Origin of the sequence: Pseudomonas sp. GV047 (assembly GCF_003058245.1) — a bacterium.
Classification (GTDB): domain Bacteria; phylum Pseudomonadota; class Gammaproteobacteria; order Pseudomonadales; family Pseudomonadaceae; genus Aquipseudomonas; species Aquipseudomonas marginalis.
Genome location: NZ_QCWA01000004.1, coordinates 215,719 through 231,433, shown reverse-complemented (window position 1 = coordinate 231,433; position 15,715 = coordinate 215,719). Strand labels below are relative to the sequence as shown.

The 15,715-nt window shown below is 62.5% G+C and carries 19 protein-coding genes; 4 read left to right on the top strand and 15 right to left on the bottom strand.

From position 1 onward, the window contains the following. Positions 1-5: 5 nt before the first annotated feature. Positions 6-329: a hypothetical protein gene (locus tag C8K58_RS12170; protein WP_043293316.1), complete on the bottom strand. Its 324-nt coding sequence runs from the start codon at positions 327-329 to the stop codon at positions 6-8. A 457-nt stretch (positions 330-786) separates the two neighbouring features. Here C8K58_RS12170 and C8K58_RS12165 point away from each other — a divergent pair, with 457 nt between their 5' ends. From C8K58_RS12165 to C8K58_RS12145, 4 genes are all read left to right on the top strand, one after another. Beyond that, positions 787-1,092, top strand: a complete 306-nt coding sequence (locus C8K58_RS12165) for a hypothetical protein (protein ID WP_065940586.1) — start codon at positions 787-789, stop codon at positions 1,090-1,092. Positions 1,093-1,536: 444 nt separating this feature from the next. Then, positions 1,537-1,758: a hypothetical protein gene (locus C8K58_RS12155; protein WP_010563939.1), complete on the top strand. Its 222-nt coding sequence runs from the start codon at positions 1,537-1,539 to the stop codon at positions 1,756-1,758. Between the two features lie 279 nt (positions 1,759-2,037). Beyond that, a complete protein-coding gene (locus tag C8K58_RS12150; protein WP_092355223.1) occupies positions 2,038-2,520 on the top strand; it encodes a hypothetical protein in 483 nt (160 codons plus the stop codon). 146 nt (positions 2,521-2,666) lie between these two features. Beyond that, on the top strand, positions 2,667-3,950 hold the full coding sequence (locus C8K58_RS12145) for an OmpP1/FadL family transporter (protein WP_092355226.1): 1,284 nt from the start codon (positions 2,667-2,669) through the stop codon (positions 3,948-3,950). A 65-nt stretch (positions 3,951-4,015) separates the two neighbouring features. On the opposite strand, the gene C8K58_RS12140 is transcribed toward C8K58_RS12145, so the two are convergent. The 14 genes from C8K58_RS12140 to cobO form a co-directional block, all read right to left on the bottom strand. Further along, on the bottom strand, positions 4,016-4,567 hold the full coding sequence (locus C8K58_RS12140) for a glutathione peroxidase (protein WP_027603814.1): 552 nt from the start codon (positions 4,565-4,567) through the stop codon (positions 4,016-4,018). A gap of 35 nt (positions 4,568-4,602) precedes the next feature. Further along, positions 4,603-4,725 carry a hypothetical protein gene (locus C8K58_RS32695; protein ID WP_256568629.1) on the bottom strand — a complete coding sequence of 41 codons (123 nt, stop codon included), beginning with the start codon at positions 4,723-4,725 and terminating at the stop codon, positions 4,603-4,605. Beyond that, positions 4,722-5,921: an MFS transporter gene (locus tag C8K58_RS12135; protein WP_166655305.1), complete on the bottom strand. Its 1,200-nt coding sequence runs from the start codon at positions 5,919-5,921 to the stop codon at positions 4,722-4,724. The genes C8K58_RS32695 and C8K58_RS12135 overlap by 4 nt, the downstream gene beginning before the upstream one ends. Positions 5,922-5,984: 63 nt before the next feature. After that, a complete protein-coding gene (locus C8K58_RS12130; RefSeq protein ID WP_027603812.1) occupies positions 5,985-6,389 on the bottom strand; it encodes a MarR family winged helix-turn-helix transcriptional regulator in 405 nt (134 codons plus the stop codon). A 42-nt stretch (positions 6,390-6,431) separates the two neighbouring features. Further along, positions 6,432-7,160, bottom strand: coding sequence for an adenosylcobinamide-GDP ribazoletransferase (locus tag C8K58_RS12125; protein ID WP_108573763.1), 729 nt, complete (start codon positions 7,158-7,160; stop codon positions 6,432-6,434). Between the two features lie 2 nt (positions 7,161-7,162). Then, positions 7,163-7,738: an alpha-ribazole phosphatase family protein gene (gene cobC / locus C8K58_RS12120; RefSeq protein ID WP_092355232.1), complete on the bottom strand. Its 576-nt coding sequence runs from the start codon at positions 7,736-7,738 to the stop codon at positions 7,163-7,165. After that, positions 7,735-8,790: a nicotinate-nucleotide--dimethylbenzimidazole phosphoribosyltransferase gene (cobT, locus tag C8K58_RS12115; protein ID WP_092355235.1), complete on the bottom strand. Its 1,056-nt coding sequence runs from the start codon at positions 8,788-8,790 to the stop codon at positions 7,735-7,737. The genes cobC and cobT overlap by 4 nt, the downstream gene beginning before the upstream one ends. Further along, positions 8,787-9,308 carry a bifunctional adenosylcobinamide kinase/adenosylcobinamide-phosphate guanylyltransferase gene (cobU, locus tag C8K58_RS12110; protein WP_092355238.1) on the bottom strand — a complete coding sequence of 174 codons (522 nt, stop codon included), beginning with the start codon at positions 9,306-9,308 and terminating at the stop codon, positions 8,787-8,789. Before cobU ends, cobT begins: the two co-directional genes overlap by 4 nt. Before the next feature lie 427 nt (positions 9,309-9,735). Further along, positions 9,736-11,187 (bottom strand): cobyric acid synthase, encoded by a 1,452-nt coding sequence (locus tag C8K58_RS12100; protein WP_092355240.1) that lies wholly within the window; start codon positions 11,185-11,187, stop codon positions 9,736-9,738. Next, the gene (gene cobD, locus C8K58_RS12095; protein WP_092355243.1) at positions 11,184-12,173 is read right to left on the bottom strand and encodes a threonine-phosphate decarboxylase CobD; all 990 of its coding nucleotides are present in this window, start codon (positions 12,171-12,173) and stop codon (positions 11,184-11,186) included. Before cobD ends, C8K58_RS12100 begins: the two co-directional genes overlap by 4 nt. After that, positions 12,166-13,074: an adenosylcobinamide-phosphate synthase CbiB gene (gene cbiB / locus C8K58_RS12090; RefSeq protein ID WP_092355246.1), complete on the bottom strand. Its 909-nt coding sequence runs from the start codon at positions 13,072-13,074 to the stop codon at positions 12,166-12,168. The genes cobD and cbiB overlap by 8 nt, the downstream gene beginning before the upstream one ends. Continuing rightward, entirely contained in the window at positions 13,071-13,721 is a 651-nt protein-coding gene (gene bluB, locus C8K58_RS12085) for a 5,6-dimethylbenzimidazole synthase (protein WP_092355249.1), read from the bottom strand. Before bluB ends, cbiB begins: the two co-directional genes overlap by 4 nt. Further along, positions 13,718-15,067: a cobyrinate a,c-diamide synthase gene (locus C8K58_RS12080; RefSeq protein WP_027603803.1), complete on the bottom strand. Its 1,350-nt coding sequence runs from the start codon at positions 15,065-15,067 to the stop codon at positions 13,718-13,720. The genes bluB and C8K58_RS12080 overlap by 4 nt, the downstream gene beginning before the upstream one ends. Continuing rightward, complete coding sequence (gene cobO / locus C8K58_RS12075) at positions 15,064-15,675, bottom strand: cob(I)yrinic acid a,c-diamide adenosyltransferase (protein WP_027603802.1); 612 nt, start codon at positions 15,673-15,675, stop codon at positions 15,064-15,066. The genes C8K58_RS12080 and cobO overlap by 4 nt, the downstream gene beginning before the upstream one ends. Positions 15,676-15,715: the final 40 nt, after the last annotated feature.

Sequence of the window (15,715 nt, the reverse complement as noted above, 5' to 3'; positions counted from 1 at the left end):
ACAGCTCAGTCTTCGACCTGACCCAGTTCCCGTTGGGCACGGCGGTCACCGGCACGGGCGGCCAGGCGCAGCAGATCGTGGCCGATGCGGCGGTCGCGGGCGTTGCCGCACTCGCGGCACATCAATTGGCCCAGACGGCTTTGCGCAGCCACTACGCCCTCACGGGCCGGCTGCTTGAGCAAGCGCCCGGCGAAGTGTTTGACGTTGGTGCTATGCCCCAGGCGTGGGCTGTCGAGCAACCACAGGGCGACTTTCAAGGAAAAACGCTTGGGTGCGGTAACAGTCTGGGGGGTGTCGGTAACAGAAGGTGATACTGAGCGAAACTTCATAAAGCACTGTGGGACAGAACGGAAGGCGCGCCACTCTACTCTTTTTTTCGCACAGGTAAAGCTGAAAAAACCCGGCACGCCCGTTCTAGAGCAAGCGCTCGGGACAATCCACAGAAGCTGTGGATAACTCAGTGGACAACCAGCCTTTAACTCGCGCAAAGGCCCATGGAACGGGGCCCGCAGTCAAACTGACGATTTTTTCACCAATAAAAAAAAGCCAGATTTTTCATTGACTTAAATTTCCATTGCAGGCAAATGGCAGCCCTGTCCAGCGATCGACAGCCTGGTTACACACGCCGCAACTAATGTGCACAAGTACCGACCCGATGGTTATATCCCCGGCTTTTTTTGAAGCGATAGCCCTCAAAAATGTTACCGCCGAGGCAAAACAGGGACTTTTCAAATCTTTGCCAGCTCGCCACACTGCCCGACGGACAACACAACGCTGAGTGGGCCGATGAAAGGAATGCTGTTATTCGCCGTGTTGTTACTCGCCATCTGCGCCATTTCATTAGGGATCAATGTCGCGCTGCCATCCCCGGATGGGGCGTTGTTTGCCATCGCCATCCTGCTATCGGCCGCGTTCACCGCCGTGAGCTTGTGCATCGAGCTGGGTGAAGGGCGTATCGACGACATGGGCGATGTGATGAAGATGGTCGAGACCGGCCAATCCTTGCGCCTGACCCTGGCCGCCTATGGGTTGGGTTGTTCCCTGGCCGCCGCCGTCACGGTGCTGGTGTATCGCGGCCTGCTGGGCGGCTGATTGAAGTTTTTTGATTAACGCGCTTCCATTGCCTGTTTCAATCCGTTACTATCCGCAGCGTTAGTACCAAGCTGAAAGTCAATTCTGGTCGAACAACTCCCCTGAACAACACGGGATCGACCACCTCGATGGTTTCCAGGTATCACTTGCGACGACACTGCCTTTGAACAAGCAAAGGGTGCCGCGAAGTTTTCATACTCTGACCGAACCAACCTGCAAATTGATCAGGATCTTCACCCCGGGCCCAGAACCTTTGCCCTTGTTGTGTTGCCTGCCCTCCTAAGTACCTACCTGCCAGCCCAAGCGCGCCTAACTTAATCAGCGCTTCAAACTGGCTGCTTTGTTCCAGTCGGGTTCTTCGTTTGATCAATGGTGATCAACGTTACTGGAACGTTTTAACGTTGCACGGTTCTTATCCGTGTCATTTGTAGGAACACCAATAATATGTCCGCTATCCACACTCAGGATGCCATTCGCACCCTCACCAACGCTTTTGCCCCAATGAACTGCCTGATCATGGCCGCTCGCAAAGGCTGCTTCAGCTTCACCCTGGTCAACGAACATGGCATCGCCCGTCACAGCGAACGCCTGTACCCCGATCAATACTCCAGCGCTGAACCGCTGCAGGCCGTGATCGAGCGTACCCGTCAGGCACTGGTTGCCTGATCGACCCGAGTCGCTGAAACACAAAAAACCCTGTTTAAAACACAGGGTTTTTTATTGCCCGTCATTCTTGCCTCGAGTATTTGCACTAAGTTCAAATCGATATAAACGTTATAACTGGTTGAAGAAGATGTTTTAAAAACAGTCCTTTACCTCATGAATATGACACTACACTTCAACTCAAGCGGCATGATCCGCTTCCGACGAGCCTGAGAGCCGATCCACTGCTGCCAAGCCCCCTTTCTCAGGGCTCGTCGACCCTTTTCACGGATTGAGGCATGTATGGGTATCGCAGCCAGTGAATTGTGTCGTTATGTGATCCGGCCGACGCTGACGTACCTCGGCCAGCAGAGCCCCACGGCTGAGTCACTGCTGCTGGGTATCGCCGCCAGCCAGTCGGAATTGGGTTCTGCCCTGCATGATCGACGCGGCCACGGCCTGTACAGCATCACCGAACCTCGCCATCGCGCCTTGTGGGATAACTACCTGGCGCTCGACCCCGAGCGTGCCAGCCTGGTACGCGGGCTCGCCAGCCAACACGCCTTTCTCAGTGCGCCCCAACTGGAGCTCACCGTAAACCTGCGTTATGCCACGGCCATCGCCTGGCTCCTGGTCGAACAACACAGCCCCGCCCTGCCACCACCCGGTGATGTTTTAGCCATGGCGCGTATCTGGAAAGAAATATTTCATCCTCAAGGAAGGCTGCGGGATTTCGCCCAGGCCTGGCAAACCTGTGTTTCGCCCTTGAATCACGCGACCTGCTGACCGGGCAATTTGCAAGATTCGGCAAAAAAGCCGAATTTTGGTCTGATTGTCCTACAAAACCGCTCTATCTCCTGCATTACAGCCTATAGCGCGATGTTAATTTTATTGATACTTTCCGCTGCGGTGATCACCACGGAGTTCTAATAATGAAAAAAGTAATGCTCAAGACCACACTTAGCCTCGCCGTTGCCATGGCATCCTCCCAACTGTTCGCAAGCGGTTTCGCACTGAACGAACAGAGTGTCAGCGGGATGGGTACGGGTTTCGCAGGCCGCTCTTCTTCTGCCGATGATGCAAGCACTGTCTACGGTAACCCTGCCGGTATGTCGCGCCTGAATGGCCAGCAAATCACCGGCGGTGTTGCGGCTATCGATGCCTCTACCGACATCAGCAATACCGGTGGCAACTCTCGCGGCTCCAACAAAGGTGACATGGTTCCGTTCACCGCGGTGCCATTCGGTTTCTACACCAATAAACTCAACGATCAGTGGGCCGTCGGCTTCGGTGTATACGCACCGTTCGGCCTGGTGACCGACTATGAAAACGGCTTCCAGGGCCGTGGCTTCGGCAGCAAGAGCGAAGTGAAGGTCATGACCTTCCAGCCCACTGTCAGCTACGCCTTCAACGACCGTGTATCCATCGGTTTCGGCCCGACCATCAATCGGATTTCCGGTGTGCTCGAGTCGGACAAGACCCTCAGCCCGCTCGCTTCCGATACCAACGTCAAAATCAAGGGTGACGATACCGCCCTGGGTTTCAACGTCGGCGTATTGGTCCAGGCCACCGACACCACTCGCGTGGGCCTGACCTACCACTCGAAGGTCAAATACAAGCTGGAAGGCCACACCACGGTCAGCGGCCCAGCAGCCACTCAACCGTTCCTGCGTAACAACCGTTACGACGCTTCGTTGAAAATCGACACCCCAGAGTCCTACGACCTGTCGGTCACCCAAGACCTGACCGATGCCTGGAAACTCTACGGCGGTGCAACCTGGACCCGTTGGAGTCGCCTGAAAGAGATCACCGTCAACAACGAAGGCGTAACGGCTGCCGGCGGCGTACTGGCGCCAAGCCAACTCGGTTCCATCACCGAAGAACAAAACTGGCATGACACCTGGGCCTACGCCGTGGGTACCTCGTATCAGTTGACCAAGCAAGTCGTGCTGCGTACCGGCCTGACCTTCGACCAATCCCCGGCCAACAACACCGATCGTTCGCCGCGCATCCCGACGGGCGACCGTACGATCTTCAGCGTGGGCCTGGGCTACAAAGTCATGGATAACATGACCGTCGACTTGGCGTATTCGTACCTGAAAGAAGAAGACGTCAAGATCAACCAGACGGCTAACGCCCCGTCGACAGCCAGTTACCGCGCCAAATACGAAAACAGTGCCAACGGTTTCGGCCTGGGCATGACCTACACCTTCTGATCCGGATGGGTGTAAAAAAGCCCCGCTCTCCCGCAAGGGAGGCGGGGCTTTTCAGTGCCCGATAATCAGGGTTTGGACGCTATCGCCTGCTCCACCGCCTTGATCAGGTCGGGGCTGTCCGGCTTGGTCAGGCTGGAGAAATCGGCAATCACCTTGCCCTGGCGGTCGACCACGTACTTGTAGAAATTCCACTTCGGCGCATTGCTCTGCTGCGCCAATACCTTGAACAGGTGCACCGCGTCCGGACCCTTGACCTTCTGCGGCTCGGTCATGGTGAAGGTCACGCCGTAGTTCACGTAGCAGACCTTGGCGGTTTCTTCGCCGGTCTTGGCTTCCTGCTTGAAGTCATCGGATGGCACGCCGATCACCTCCAACCCTTCATCCTTGTAGCGCTGATACAGCGCTTCGAGGCCTTTGAATTGCGGCGCGAACCCGCAAAAGCTTGCCGTGTTGACGATCACCAGGGGCTTGCCGGCAAAACGTTGGCACAGGTCGATGGATTCCTTGGCGCGCAACTTGGGCAGTTGACCCTCCAGCAACGGCGGGCAATCGGCAGCCAACGCCACCCCGCCAAAAGCAGCCATCAGCACAGGTACAGCCAGCCAGCGCATCTGCATGTCGAAAAGTCCTTTAAAAAGTTCAGGCACCGAACTTAACAGATCGACATACCCAGTTGCATCAACGCCAGGCCACCGCGCTGCCAGCCCCACCAGGCCAGGGCCAGCAACAGCGCGGTCGCGGCGGCCCCGCAACACCAATACCAGGTCGAACTCATGCCGCCTCCATCTGCGCCTGCAATCGCGCCACCGGCCGCTCACGCACCGGCCAATTCAGGGCTGCGGCGAGCACGCTCAACAGGATCGCGACTTGCCAGATCAAATCGTAGTTACCGGTTCGATCATAGACCACTCCGCCCAACCAGCCGCCAAGGAACGAGCCAAGCTGGTGGAAAAGGAACACGATCCCACCGAGCATGGACAGGTTTCGCACTCCGAACAACGTGGCGACCGTGCCGTTGGTCAGCGGCACCGTGGACAGCCACAAAAAGCCCATGGCCATGCCGAACAGGTAGGCCGTGACTTCGGTCACCGGTGCCCACAGGAACAGGATGATCACCACCGCGCGCAGCAGGTACAACCCGGTCAACAGGCGCGGCTTGGACATGCGCCCGCCGAGCCAGCCGGCGGTGTAGGTACCGAAGATATTGAACAGCCCGATCAACGCCAACACCGTGGTACCGACGGTGGCCGGCAAGTGCTGGTCCACCAGGTAGGCCGGCAGGTGCACACCAATAAACACCACCTGGAAACCGCAGACGAAAAAGCCGAAGGCCAGCAGCCAGAACCCGGAGTGGGAGCAGGCTTCCTTCAAGGCTTCACCCAGGGTCTGCTGGCCGGCCATGACCGGCAGCGGGCGGTCCTTGAGCATGCTCACCAGCGGCAGGATCAGCGCCACCATCAAGCCCAGCGCCAGCAAGGCGGCCGACCAGCCCAGCCAACTGATCAAGCCCAACGTGCCCGGCACCATGGCGAACTGGCCAAACGAACCGGCGGCGCTGGCGATGCCCATGGCCATGCTGCGCTTTTCCGGCGCCACGGCGCGGCCGACCACGCCCAGAATCACCGAAAACGATGTACCCGACAGGCCAATCCCGATCAGCAGGCCGGCACTCAAGGACAATGACCACGCCGAATCCGACAGCCCCATCAACACCAGGCCTGCGGCGTACAACACCCCGCCGACAAACACCGCCCTGGTGGCGCCGAACCGGTCGGCCAGGGCACCGGTAAACGGCTGCGCCAGGCCCCAGATCAGGTTCTGCAAGGCGATGGCAAAGGCAAAGGTCTCACGGCCCCAGCCGAATTCGCTGCTCATCGGCGCCAGGAACAGGCCGAACCCGTGCCGCACGCCCAAGGACAACGCCAGGATCAGCGCACTCCCCACAAGGATCCAACCACTGGTGCGCCACATCGACGTCATTTCTTATTCTCCGTTCGCGGGTATATACCCGCTTGTATTCGAACAAACCCGCGTTCAGGCGAGTTCATCCAGCAAGGCCAACAGGGTTTCGCGTTTTTCCGCGCCGAGTTGATCGATCAATTTCTGTTGCGCCGCCTCCCAGGCGGGTAACGCTGCCGCCAGGCGCTCTTCACCGGCGGCGGTCAACAGCACCAGGCGGTTGCGCAGGTCATCGCCCTCTACCATCCGCACCAGGCCCTCACCTTCCAACACCCGCAGGTTGCGCCCCAAGGTGCTGCGATCCAGGCCCATGGCGTCGGCCAGGCTGGAAATGCTCGGTTGATCGAGGCGCTGCAGGTTGCACAGCAAGGAATACTGGGCGACGTTGATCCCGAAGCCGTCGAGGGCGCCGTCGTAGTGCCTGCTGACGCCACGGGCGGCACGTCGCAGGTTGGTGCATAAACATTGGGAGGCAAGCATGGAACGTGTATATACCCGCGATTAAGGAAATGCAAGAAAGTGTTACAACGCCAAACCGACCAGAATAGCCACTTCCAGCAGCTCCAGCAGCGCGCCAGCGGTATCGCCTGTGATGCCGCCGAGGCGATTGACCATCAGTTGGCGCAGGCCGATAAAACACACGGCCGCGAGCAGCACGGCGAGCCCCCCGCTGAAACCACCGATCAGGATGCAGGCCAGGCCACTGAGAATCAGCACCTGTTGCCCGACGACGCGGGGTAGATGATCCGACAACGCCTGGCCCAAGCCACCCGCTCGCACATAACGGGTGGTGAGAAACAACCCCAGCATCGACGCCCGCCCGATCAACGGCGCGAGAATCAACGCCACACCGTTGCGCTGTTCGATCAAGGCCACCAGTGCGGTGAACTTGAGCAGCAACACCAGGCCCAGGGTGACCACGGCAATCGGTCCGCTGCGCGGGTCTTTCATGATGCTGAGGGTGCGCTCGCGGTCGCCGAAGCCACCCAGCCAGGCGTCGGCGCTGTCCGCCAGGCCATCGAGATGCAGGCCGCCACTGAGCAACACCCAGGCCGTCAGCAGCAGCGCGGCGTGCAACAACAGCGGCGATCCGATCAAAAGCGTATTGAGCCCCCACAGCAGCACGCCGAACAGCAACCCGACCACGGGATAAAACAGCAACGAGCGCCCCAGTTCCTGCGGCTGCGGCATACCCGGCAGGCGAATCGGCAAACTGCTCAGGAACTGCACGGCGATCCAGAACGGCAGCATGCTCAGATTCCTTCCTTCAACACGCCATCGGCGCCGACCTGCAGGTTGAACAACCCACCATGAGCGACTTCGACATTCAGCAACTGCCCACGGGGCAGCCCCCGAGCCTGGGCCAACAGCAAACGCATCACCCCACCGTGGCTGATCAACAGCACACGCTCACCGGCATACGCCTTATGCAGCTGCAGGACGGCGCCCAAAACCCGCTGGGAAAACGCGCTGACCGGTTCGCCCTGGGGCGGCGTGAAGCTATAGGGATCGGCCCAGAACCGGCCCAGGCCTTCGGCGTCGGTCTCCATCAGCGCCGCCGCACTCTGCCCTTCCCAGGCACCGAAGTGCAGTTCCTGCAGGTCCTTTTCCAGGCTCACCGGCACATTCAACCGCGCGCCCAGTTCCTCCGCGAACCGCGCGCAGCGTTGCAGCGGCGAGCTGATCAGCCGATCCCAGGGCCCCTGCGCCAGCACGGCGGCGCGCATCTGTTCCCAGCCCTTGGCGGTCAATGCATCGTCAAGGCTGCCGCGCAGGCCGCCACCCAGTTCGGTTTCGCCATGGCGCAACAGGTCCAGGTGCAAAGTCATGCCGGACGATCTGCCACGGCCGCTTCGGCAAACGTCGCCATCTGCCCGTGCAGCGCACACGCCAGGCGCAGCAACGGTACCGCCAACGCCGCGCCACTGCCCTCGCCCAGGCGCAGGCCGAGTTCCAGCAACGGTTGTGCATCGAGGCTCTGCAAGACATGGCGATGGCCAGGCTCGGCACCGCGATGGCCGAACAGCAGCCAGTCGCGGCACGCCGGGTTCAAGCGCGTGGCGACCAGCGCCGCGACGGTGCAGATAAACCCATCCACCAACACCACGATGCCTTCCTGGGCACAGGCCAGGTAAGCCCCCACCAGGGCAGCGATTTCAAAGCCGCCGAGATTGCACAGGGTGTGCAGCGCATCCCCACGCTGCGCGGCATGCAGCGCCAGCGCGCGCTCGATCACCGCCACCTTGTGACTGACGCCTTGGGCATTCAATCCGGTGCCCGGGCCCGTCAGCTCGGCAACCTGGCAATCGAGCAAGGCGCAGGCCAGCGCACTGGCGGCGGTGGTGTTGCCAATGCCCATCTCACCGCCGACAAACAACTGCGCACCGCTTTCACGGGCGCGCAGCACACTGTCGCGACCCGCCTGCAATGCCAATCGGCCCTGGGCGCCGGTCATTGCCGGGCCCTTGACGAAATTGGCGGTGCCCGCGCCGATATTCAGGTGACGGACGCCGGGCAGGTTCAGCGAAGGGGTCACCGTACCGAGGTCGACCACTTCCAACTGCGCATCCAGTTGCCGCGCCAATACACTGATGGCCGCGCCACCGGTGACAAAGTTATGCAGCATCTGCCCGGTCACTTCCTGGGGAAACGCCGATACACCCTCGGCAACCACACCATGGTCACCGGCAAAGATGGCAATCCACAGCTGATCTACCGACGGCTTGACCTGGCCCTGCAAGCCGGCCAATTGCACGGCCAGCGCTTCCAGCTGGCCCAGGGAACCGGCCGGCTTGGTCAATTGCTGCTGGCGCGCCAGGGCTTGTTCGTACGCCGAGGCGTCAATGGCCTTACAAGGGTTGAGCCACCAGGTGTCAGTCATAACGCAGTACCTTTCAACGTCAGGGGCAGGCCGGCAACCGTCAGGACAACACGCTGACATCGCTCGGCCAAGGCTTGATGCAGCCAACCGGCTTCATCCACATAGCGGCGAGTCAATTCGCCCAGCGGCACGACACCCAGACCGGTCTCGTTGCTGACAAAAATAATTTCACCCGGCAGCACGGCCAGGCTTTCCAGCAATTGATCGCGCTCGAACGCCAGGCGCTGCGCGTCTTCGAGCATCAGCAGGTTGGTCAACCACAGGGTCAGGCAATCCACCAGCAGGCAACGACCGGGCGCGGCGTTTTCGCGTAGCACACGCGCCAGCTCGACAGGTTCTTCGATCAAACCCCAGTGATCAGGGCGACGCTCGCGATGCAAGGCAACGCGGGCATTCATCTCGCCGTCAAGCGGTTGGCTGGTGGCGATATAGATGACGGGCAAAGCGCTGTCGCTGGCGAGCTTTTCGGCCAGGCGGCTTTTACCGGAACGGGCGCCGCCTAAAATCAGTTGAAGCATGAGACACCCCCTACCCACCCACCCATCCACGATGCGCAGCGAGTCGTTTTTGATCTGGCTTTTGATCTGAGGTCGCCCCGTAAACCACGCTGGCCGAACGCAGGCTTGAATCCGTGGGTAACCCGGCAGGACGCCGGGTTAGCCGCACCGGGCCAGGGATGGCCCATTGCGGCGGCCCACGGATTCAAGCCGGAGTGAGGGCACACCGAGCCCAAGCGAGGTGCCGAGTGGTGGGGCGAAGGCCTTTTGCTTACTTTTGGGCCTTTCCAAAAGTGAGCCGCTGTAAGAGCGGAACCATAAGTGGCCGTTACCGCAGGAATGGATATGTACTCGGTATACCCGAACAATTCAGCACCTGATACACCGCTATCGGGGGCAAGTCGAATCGTCGCACCGCTCCTCCCACATTTGAACCGTGTGTACACCCTTAAACCCCACACAGTTTGCGCAACAAATCGGTATCCAAGTGGTTCTCCACCAGATCCGCCAGGCGCTCGATATCGCGCTCGCGCAGGGCGTGATAATCCACCGCCTGCACATCCTGCAACCCGGCCCAACGCAGCAACGCACCGCAGGCCGCCGGGGTCTCGAACACGCCATGCAGATACGTGCCGAGAATCTGCCCATCAGCACTGTGCGCGCCGTCACGGCGACCGTCCTCCAGCAGCACGGCGGCGTTCGCCAGGGCCGCGCCGCATGTCACGCCGGCATGGATCTCATAGCCACTGACCTCGGCGTCCTCCAGCAACAAACGCCCGCGTACATTACGCAACTGTTTCTCGGCTTCCAGGGTGGTACTGAACGCCAGCAGCCCCAGGCCGTCGCTGGAACCGGCCGGCCCTTCCAGGCCCAACGGGTCGTGCACCTGCTCACCGAGCATCTGCAAGCCGCCGCAAATCCCCAGCACCTTGCCGCCGTAGCGCAAGTGCCGCGCCACGGCGGTGTCCCAGCCATGGGCACGCAGGTACGCGAGGTCGCTGCGCACACTTTTCGAGCCCGGCAGGATGATCAGGTCGGCGGCCGGAATCGGCTGGCCCGGCCCGATGAACTGCAAATCCACTTGGGGATGCAGGCGCAGCGGATCGAAATCCGTGTGGTTGCTGATGCGCGGCAACACCGGCACCACCACCTTGAGCACCTGCGCCGTCTTGTCGATCTGACGTTGGTCGATGCCGTCCTCGGCTTCCAGGTGCAGGTCCATCACGTAGGGCAATACGCCCACCACCGGTTTGCCGGTGCGTGCCTCCAACCAGTCCAGGCCCGGTTGCAGCAGTGCGATGTCGCCGCGAAAACGGTTGATGATGAAGCCCTTGACCCGCGCCTGTTCGCTGGGAGAGAGCAGTTCCAGGGTGCCGACCAGATGGGCGAACACCCCGCCGCGATTGATGTCGGCAATCAGCAGCACCGGGCAGTCGACGGCCTCGGCGAAGCCCATGTTGGCGATGTCATTGGCGCGCAGGTTGATCTCCGCCGGGGAGCCTGCGCCTTCCACCATCACCACCGGGTAGGCTTCGCTCAACCGTGCGTGGGAGGCCAGCACCGCCTGCATCGCGATGGCTTTGTAGTCGTGATAGGCCACCGCGTTCATGCTGGTCACGGCGCGGCCATGGATGATCACCTGGGAGCCGGTGTCGCTGTTGGGCTTGAGCAGCACCGGGTTCATGTCGGTGTGGGGCGCCAGGTTGGCCGCCTGGGCCTGCACCGCCTGGGCGCGGCCGATCTCGCCGCCTTCGGCTGTCACGGCGCTGTTGAGCGCCATGTTCTGCGGCTTGAACGGCACCACGGCAATGCCCTGGCGTACCAGCCAGCGGCACAACGCAGTCACCAGGGTACTTTTGCCGGCATCGGAGGTGGTGCCTTGCACCATCAGCGTCGTCATGAGGCGTCCTTGTAGGCCGCCAGCGCTTCGTCAAGGCGCAGCCAGTCGGCCTCGGTGTCGGGCAGGCCAAACCGTACGCTGCTGTTGTGCACAAACAGGCGCAGCAAGATGCCGCGCTGGGCCATGAATTCGTGCATGCGTTCGGCGTGCGGGGTGATCAGCCATTGGAACAACGCGCAGCCGCCCTGGGGTTGAAAGCCACGGCGTTCGAGCAGTTCAAACAAACGCTGGCCGGCCTCGATGCAGCGTGCCCGCTGCCGCGCATGGCCGGCGGTATCGCGCAGGCACACTTGGCCCAGCACCCGCGTCGGCCCGCTGACGGCCCAGGGCCCGACCTGTTCGGCCAGCAACTTGAGCAGCCTGCGCTCGGCCAGCACAAAGCCCAGGCGCACACCGGCCAGGCCGAAAAACTTGCCGAACGAACGCAGCACAATCAGGCCGACCTGATGGGCCTGGCTCGCCAGGCTCAACTGCGGGGTGACATCCATGAACGCTTCGTCCACCACCAGCCAGCCGCCGCGCTGGGCCAGCCTTGTGTGCCAATCCAGCAGGCGTTGCGGGGCCAGGCTCAGCCCGGTGGGGTTATTGGGATTGACCACCACCAGCACGTCGAGGACGTCGAGGAAGAAGTCGACTTCCTGCTCCTGCACTTCACGCACCACGTAGCCGGCACGCCGCCAGGCCTCGGCATGTTCGGCGTAGCACGGCGACAGCACGCCGACCTTGCCGGCACGGCGCAGGCGCGGCAGCAACTGAATCGCCGCCTGGGAGCCGGGCACCGGCAGGACATGCGCGGCGCCGTAATACTCGCTGGCCGCCTGTTCCAGGCCGTCGTCCGATTCCGGCAAGCGCGCCCAGGCCCGCAGCGGAATCTCCGGGATCGGCCACGGCCAGGGCGCGAGGCCGCTGGACAGGTCGAGCCAATCGGCCTCGGCAATCCCGTACTGAATCGCTGCCTTGCGCAGCCGGCCACCGTGCTCAAGCATAAAATTGCCCCCCCACGCAGAGAATCAGCAACCACAACCATACGCCGCGCTGCACCAGTTGCCAGCCGCGGTCGATAGAGTCGGCATCCGCCGCAGGGCCTTCGCCCAGTGGCGGACGCTGGTGCACCTCGCCGTGGTAAATCGCGGCGCCACCCAGCTCAACGCCCAACGCGCCAGCGCCGGATGCCATCACCGGCCCGGCATTGGGGCTGTCCCAGGTCGGCCCCTGGGTGCGCCAGCATTTGAGGGCCAGGCGGGTTTTGCCCAGCACGGCGTAGGTCAAGGCCACCAGGCGTGCAGGAATATAGTTGAGTACATCGTCGATCTTGGCCGCGGCCCAACCGAAACGCTCGAAGCGTTCGTTGCGATAGCCCCACATCGCGTCGAGCGTATTGCTCAGGCGGTAGAGCACCACGCCCGGCACGCCGGCGACGACAAACCAGAACAGCGCGGCAAACACCGCATCGCTGCCGTTTTCCAGCACCGATTCGGTGGCGGCACGGGCGACTTCGGTACGGTCCAGTTCACTGGTCTGGCGGCTGACCAGGTAGCTCACCCGTGTGCGGGCCGCGTCGAGGTCATCGCTGCGCAGGGCCTGGGCCACCGGGATCACATGCTCGCCGAGGCTGCGCATGCCGAGGGCGCAGTACAACGCGAGGATCTCCAGGACCCAGCCGATATACGGCGCCCACGACAACGCGGTGGCCAGCAGGGTCAACGGCACCACGGCGATAACCCATGCGGTCACGCCATGGCTGCGCCAGCCCCGGCCACCGCTGTTGAAACGCTGCTCGATGCGCCCGGCAAAATTGCCGAACGCCACCAGCGGATGCCAGCGCCTGGGCTCGCCCAGCAGCGCATCCAGCGCCACTGCTGCGACACACAGCAAGGCCACACTCATTGACTCACTCCCCACGCGTTTTCATACACCATGTCACTCAACGGCCGAGGCTCGGTCCAGCCTTCGAGCTGCAACATCGGTGCCGGGTAAAACTCCGTCACCGGCCCCAGGCACAAGACCGCCAGGGGTTTCGCGCCGGGCGGCAGGCCCAGCAGGTCGGCCAGGGCCTGGGGGTCGAACAGCGAGACCCAGCCCATGCCCAACCCCTCGACCCGCGCCGCCAGCCACAGGTTCTGGATCGCACAGGACAGCGACGCCAGGTCCATCTCCGGCAAGGTGCGCCGCCCGAAGATGTGGCGCTCGCGATCATCCATCAACGCCGCCACCAGCACTTCGGCGCAGTCGTGGATGCCTTCGACCTTGAGCTTCATGAACGCATCGGAGCGCTCGCCCAACGCCTCGGCGGTGCGCACGCGTTCTTCTTCCACCAACTGTTGAATCCGGCTGCGCAATGCGCGGTCGCTGATGCGGATAAACCGCCAAGGCTGCATCAGGCCGACACTGGGGGCCTGGTGCGCGGCCTGGAGCAGGCGATGCAGCAATTCGGGCGCGACACTGCCGCCGCTGAAGTGGCGCATGTCGCGGCGTTCGGCGATGGCGCGGTAGACGGCGTCGCGGTCGGCCTGGGGGAAAGCGTTGTCGGTCATGGCCCTATCGGGGGCAAGCCCCCTCCCACAGTGGATGGGGTTTCAGCTCGGTCCGGGGCAAACAACGCGGCTACCGCCGTCGGATTCGACGGGAAATAGAAGTGCACGTAAGAGGCCGTCATCCGCCCCTGCCGGAACACCGCTTCGGCACCGCGCCCACCGTTCGGGCTCAGGCCACGGGCAATCGGCTGGCACTCGGTGCTGGTCAGGGAATGGTGATACGTGTGCCCGCGCAGCACGCCTTCCGGCAATTCGACGCTTTGCAGGGCGAGGGCCGCGAGTTTCTTTTGCATCACCGCATCGCCTTGCAGCAGGCCGACCAGTTCGGCGCGGGTGCCGTCGACATCGGTGAGCGAATCCAGCAGGTAGAGCATGCCGCCACACTCGGCGAGCAAGGGTTTGCCGGCGGCATGGTGGTTACGAATGGCGTCAAGCATCGGCGTGTTTTGCGACAGCGCCTGGTGGTGCAATTCCGGGTAACCGCCGGGCAAGTACAGGCTGTCAGCCTCGGGCAGTTGGCAATCATGGATCGGCGAGAAAAACGTCAGTTCGGCCCCCATCGCCCGCAGCAGGTCGAGGCTGGCGCCATAGGTGAAGGCGAAGGCTTCGTCACGGGCCACCGCAATGCGCACACCGGCCAGCAACGGCTCGGCCTCGATCACTTCCGGCGCGGCGAAGGTCACCGGTGGCGGCAATGCGACTTCGCAGCTGCTGCCCAGGGCCTGGGCGGCGGCGTCCAGGCGTACGTCGAGGTCATTCAGCTCGCTGGCCTGCACCAGGCCCAAATGGCGGCTGGGCAGTTCGATCCCGGTTTCGCGGGACAGGGCGCCATACCAGCGCAAGCCTTCGGTGAGGCTGCCTTCCAGCAACTGCGCATGGCGCAGGGTACCGACGCGGTTGGCCAGTACCCCGGCAAACGGCAGGTCCGGCTGATAACGCGCCAGGCCCAGGGCCAGGGCGCCAAAGGTCTGGGCCATGGCGGTGCCGTCGATCACACCGAGCACCGGCACGCCGAAATGCCGCGCCAGGTCGGCGCTGGACGGTGTGCCATCGAACAGGCCCATCACGCCTTCGATCAGGATCAGGTCGGCCTCACCCGCCGCTTCCCACAGCAGCCGACGACTTTCCTGCTCGCCCACCATCCACATGTCCAATTGATACACCGGCGCACCGCTGGCGCGCTCGTGGATCATCGGGTCCAGGAAATCCGGGCCGCATTTGAACACGCGTACCCTGCGTCCCAGGTTGCGGTGCAAACGGGCCAGCGCGGCGGTGACAGTGGTTTTGCCCTGGCCGGACGCCGGTGCGGCGATCAGGACGGCCGGGCAATGACGGGGCTGATTCAAAGTTCGACGCCCTTCTGTGCCTTGATCCCGGCCTGGAACGCGTGCTTGAGCATGCCCATTTCAGTGACGGTGTCGCCCATTTCGATCAGTTCAGGCTTAGCGCCACGGCCGGTGACGACCACGTGCTGCATCGGCGGACGCGCTTGCAGGTCGCTGAGGACCTGATCCAAGTCGAGGTAACCATGCTTGAGGGCGATGTTCAGCTCATCCAGCACCACCAGGCCGATGGTGGGGTCTTGCAGCAGCTCACGGGACACGGCCCAGGCGGCTTCGGCGGCGGCGATATCGCGCTGGCGGTCCTGGGTCTCCCAGGTGAAGCCTTCGCCCATCACGTGGAAACGCACTTGCTCGGGGAAGCGGCGGAAGAACAACTCCTCACCGGTGCTGTTGCGCCCCTTGATGAACTGCACCACACCGCACTGCATGCCGTGGCCCATGGCGCGCGCAAGCATGCCGAATGCCGAGCTGCTCTTGCCTTTGCCGTTGCCGGTCAGCACCAGCAGCAAGCCGCACTCATTGGGGGAATTGGCGATGCGCTCGTCGATCACGGCTTTTTTGCGCAGCATGCGCGCCAGGTGGCGTTCGTCGCGGTCGGGGGTATCGGTCATGGCAGCTCTCCATTGGGGCTGGACAAAAACGGCAGGCAGG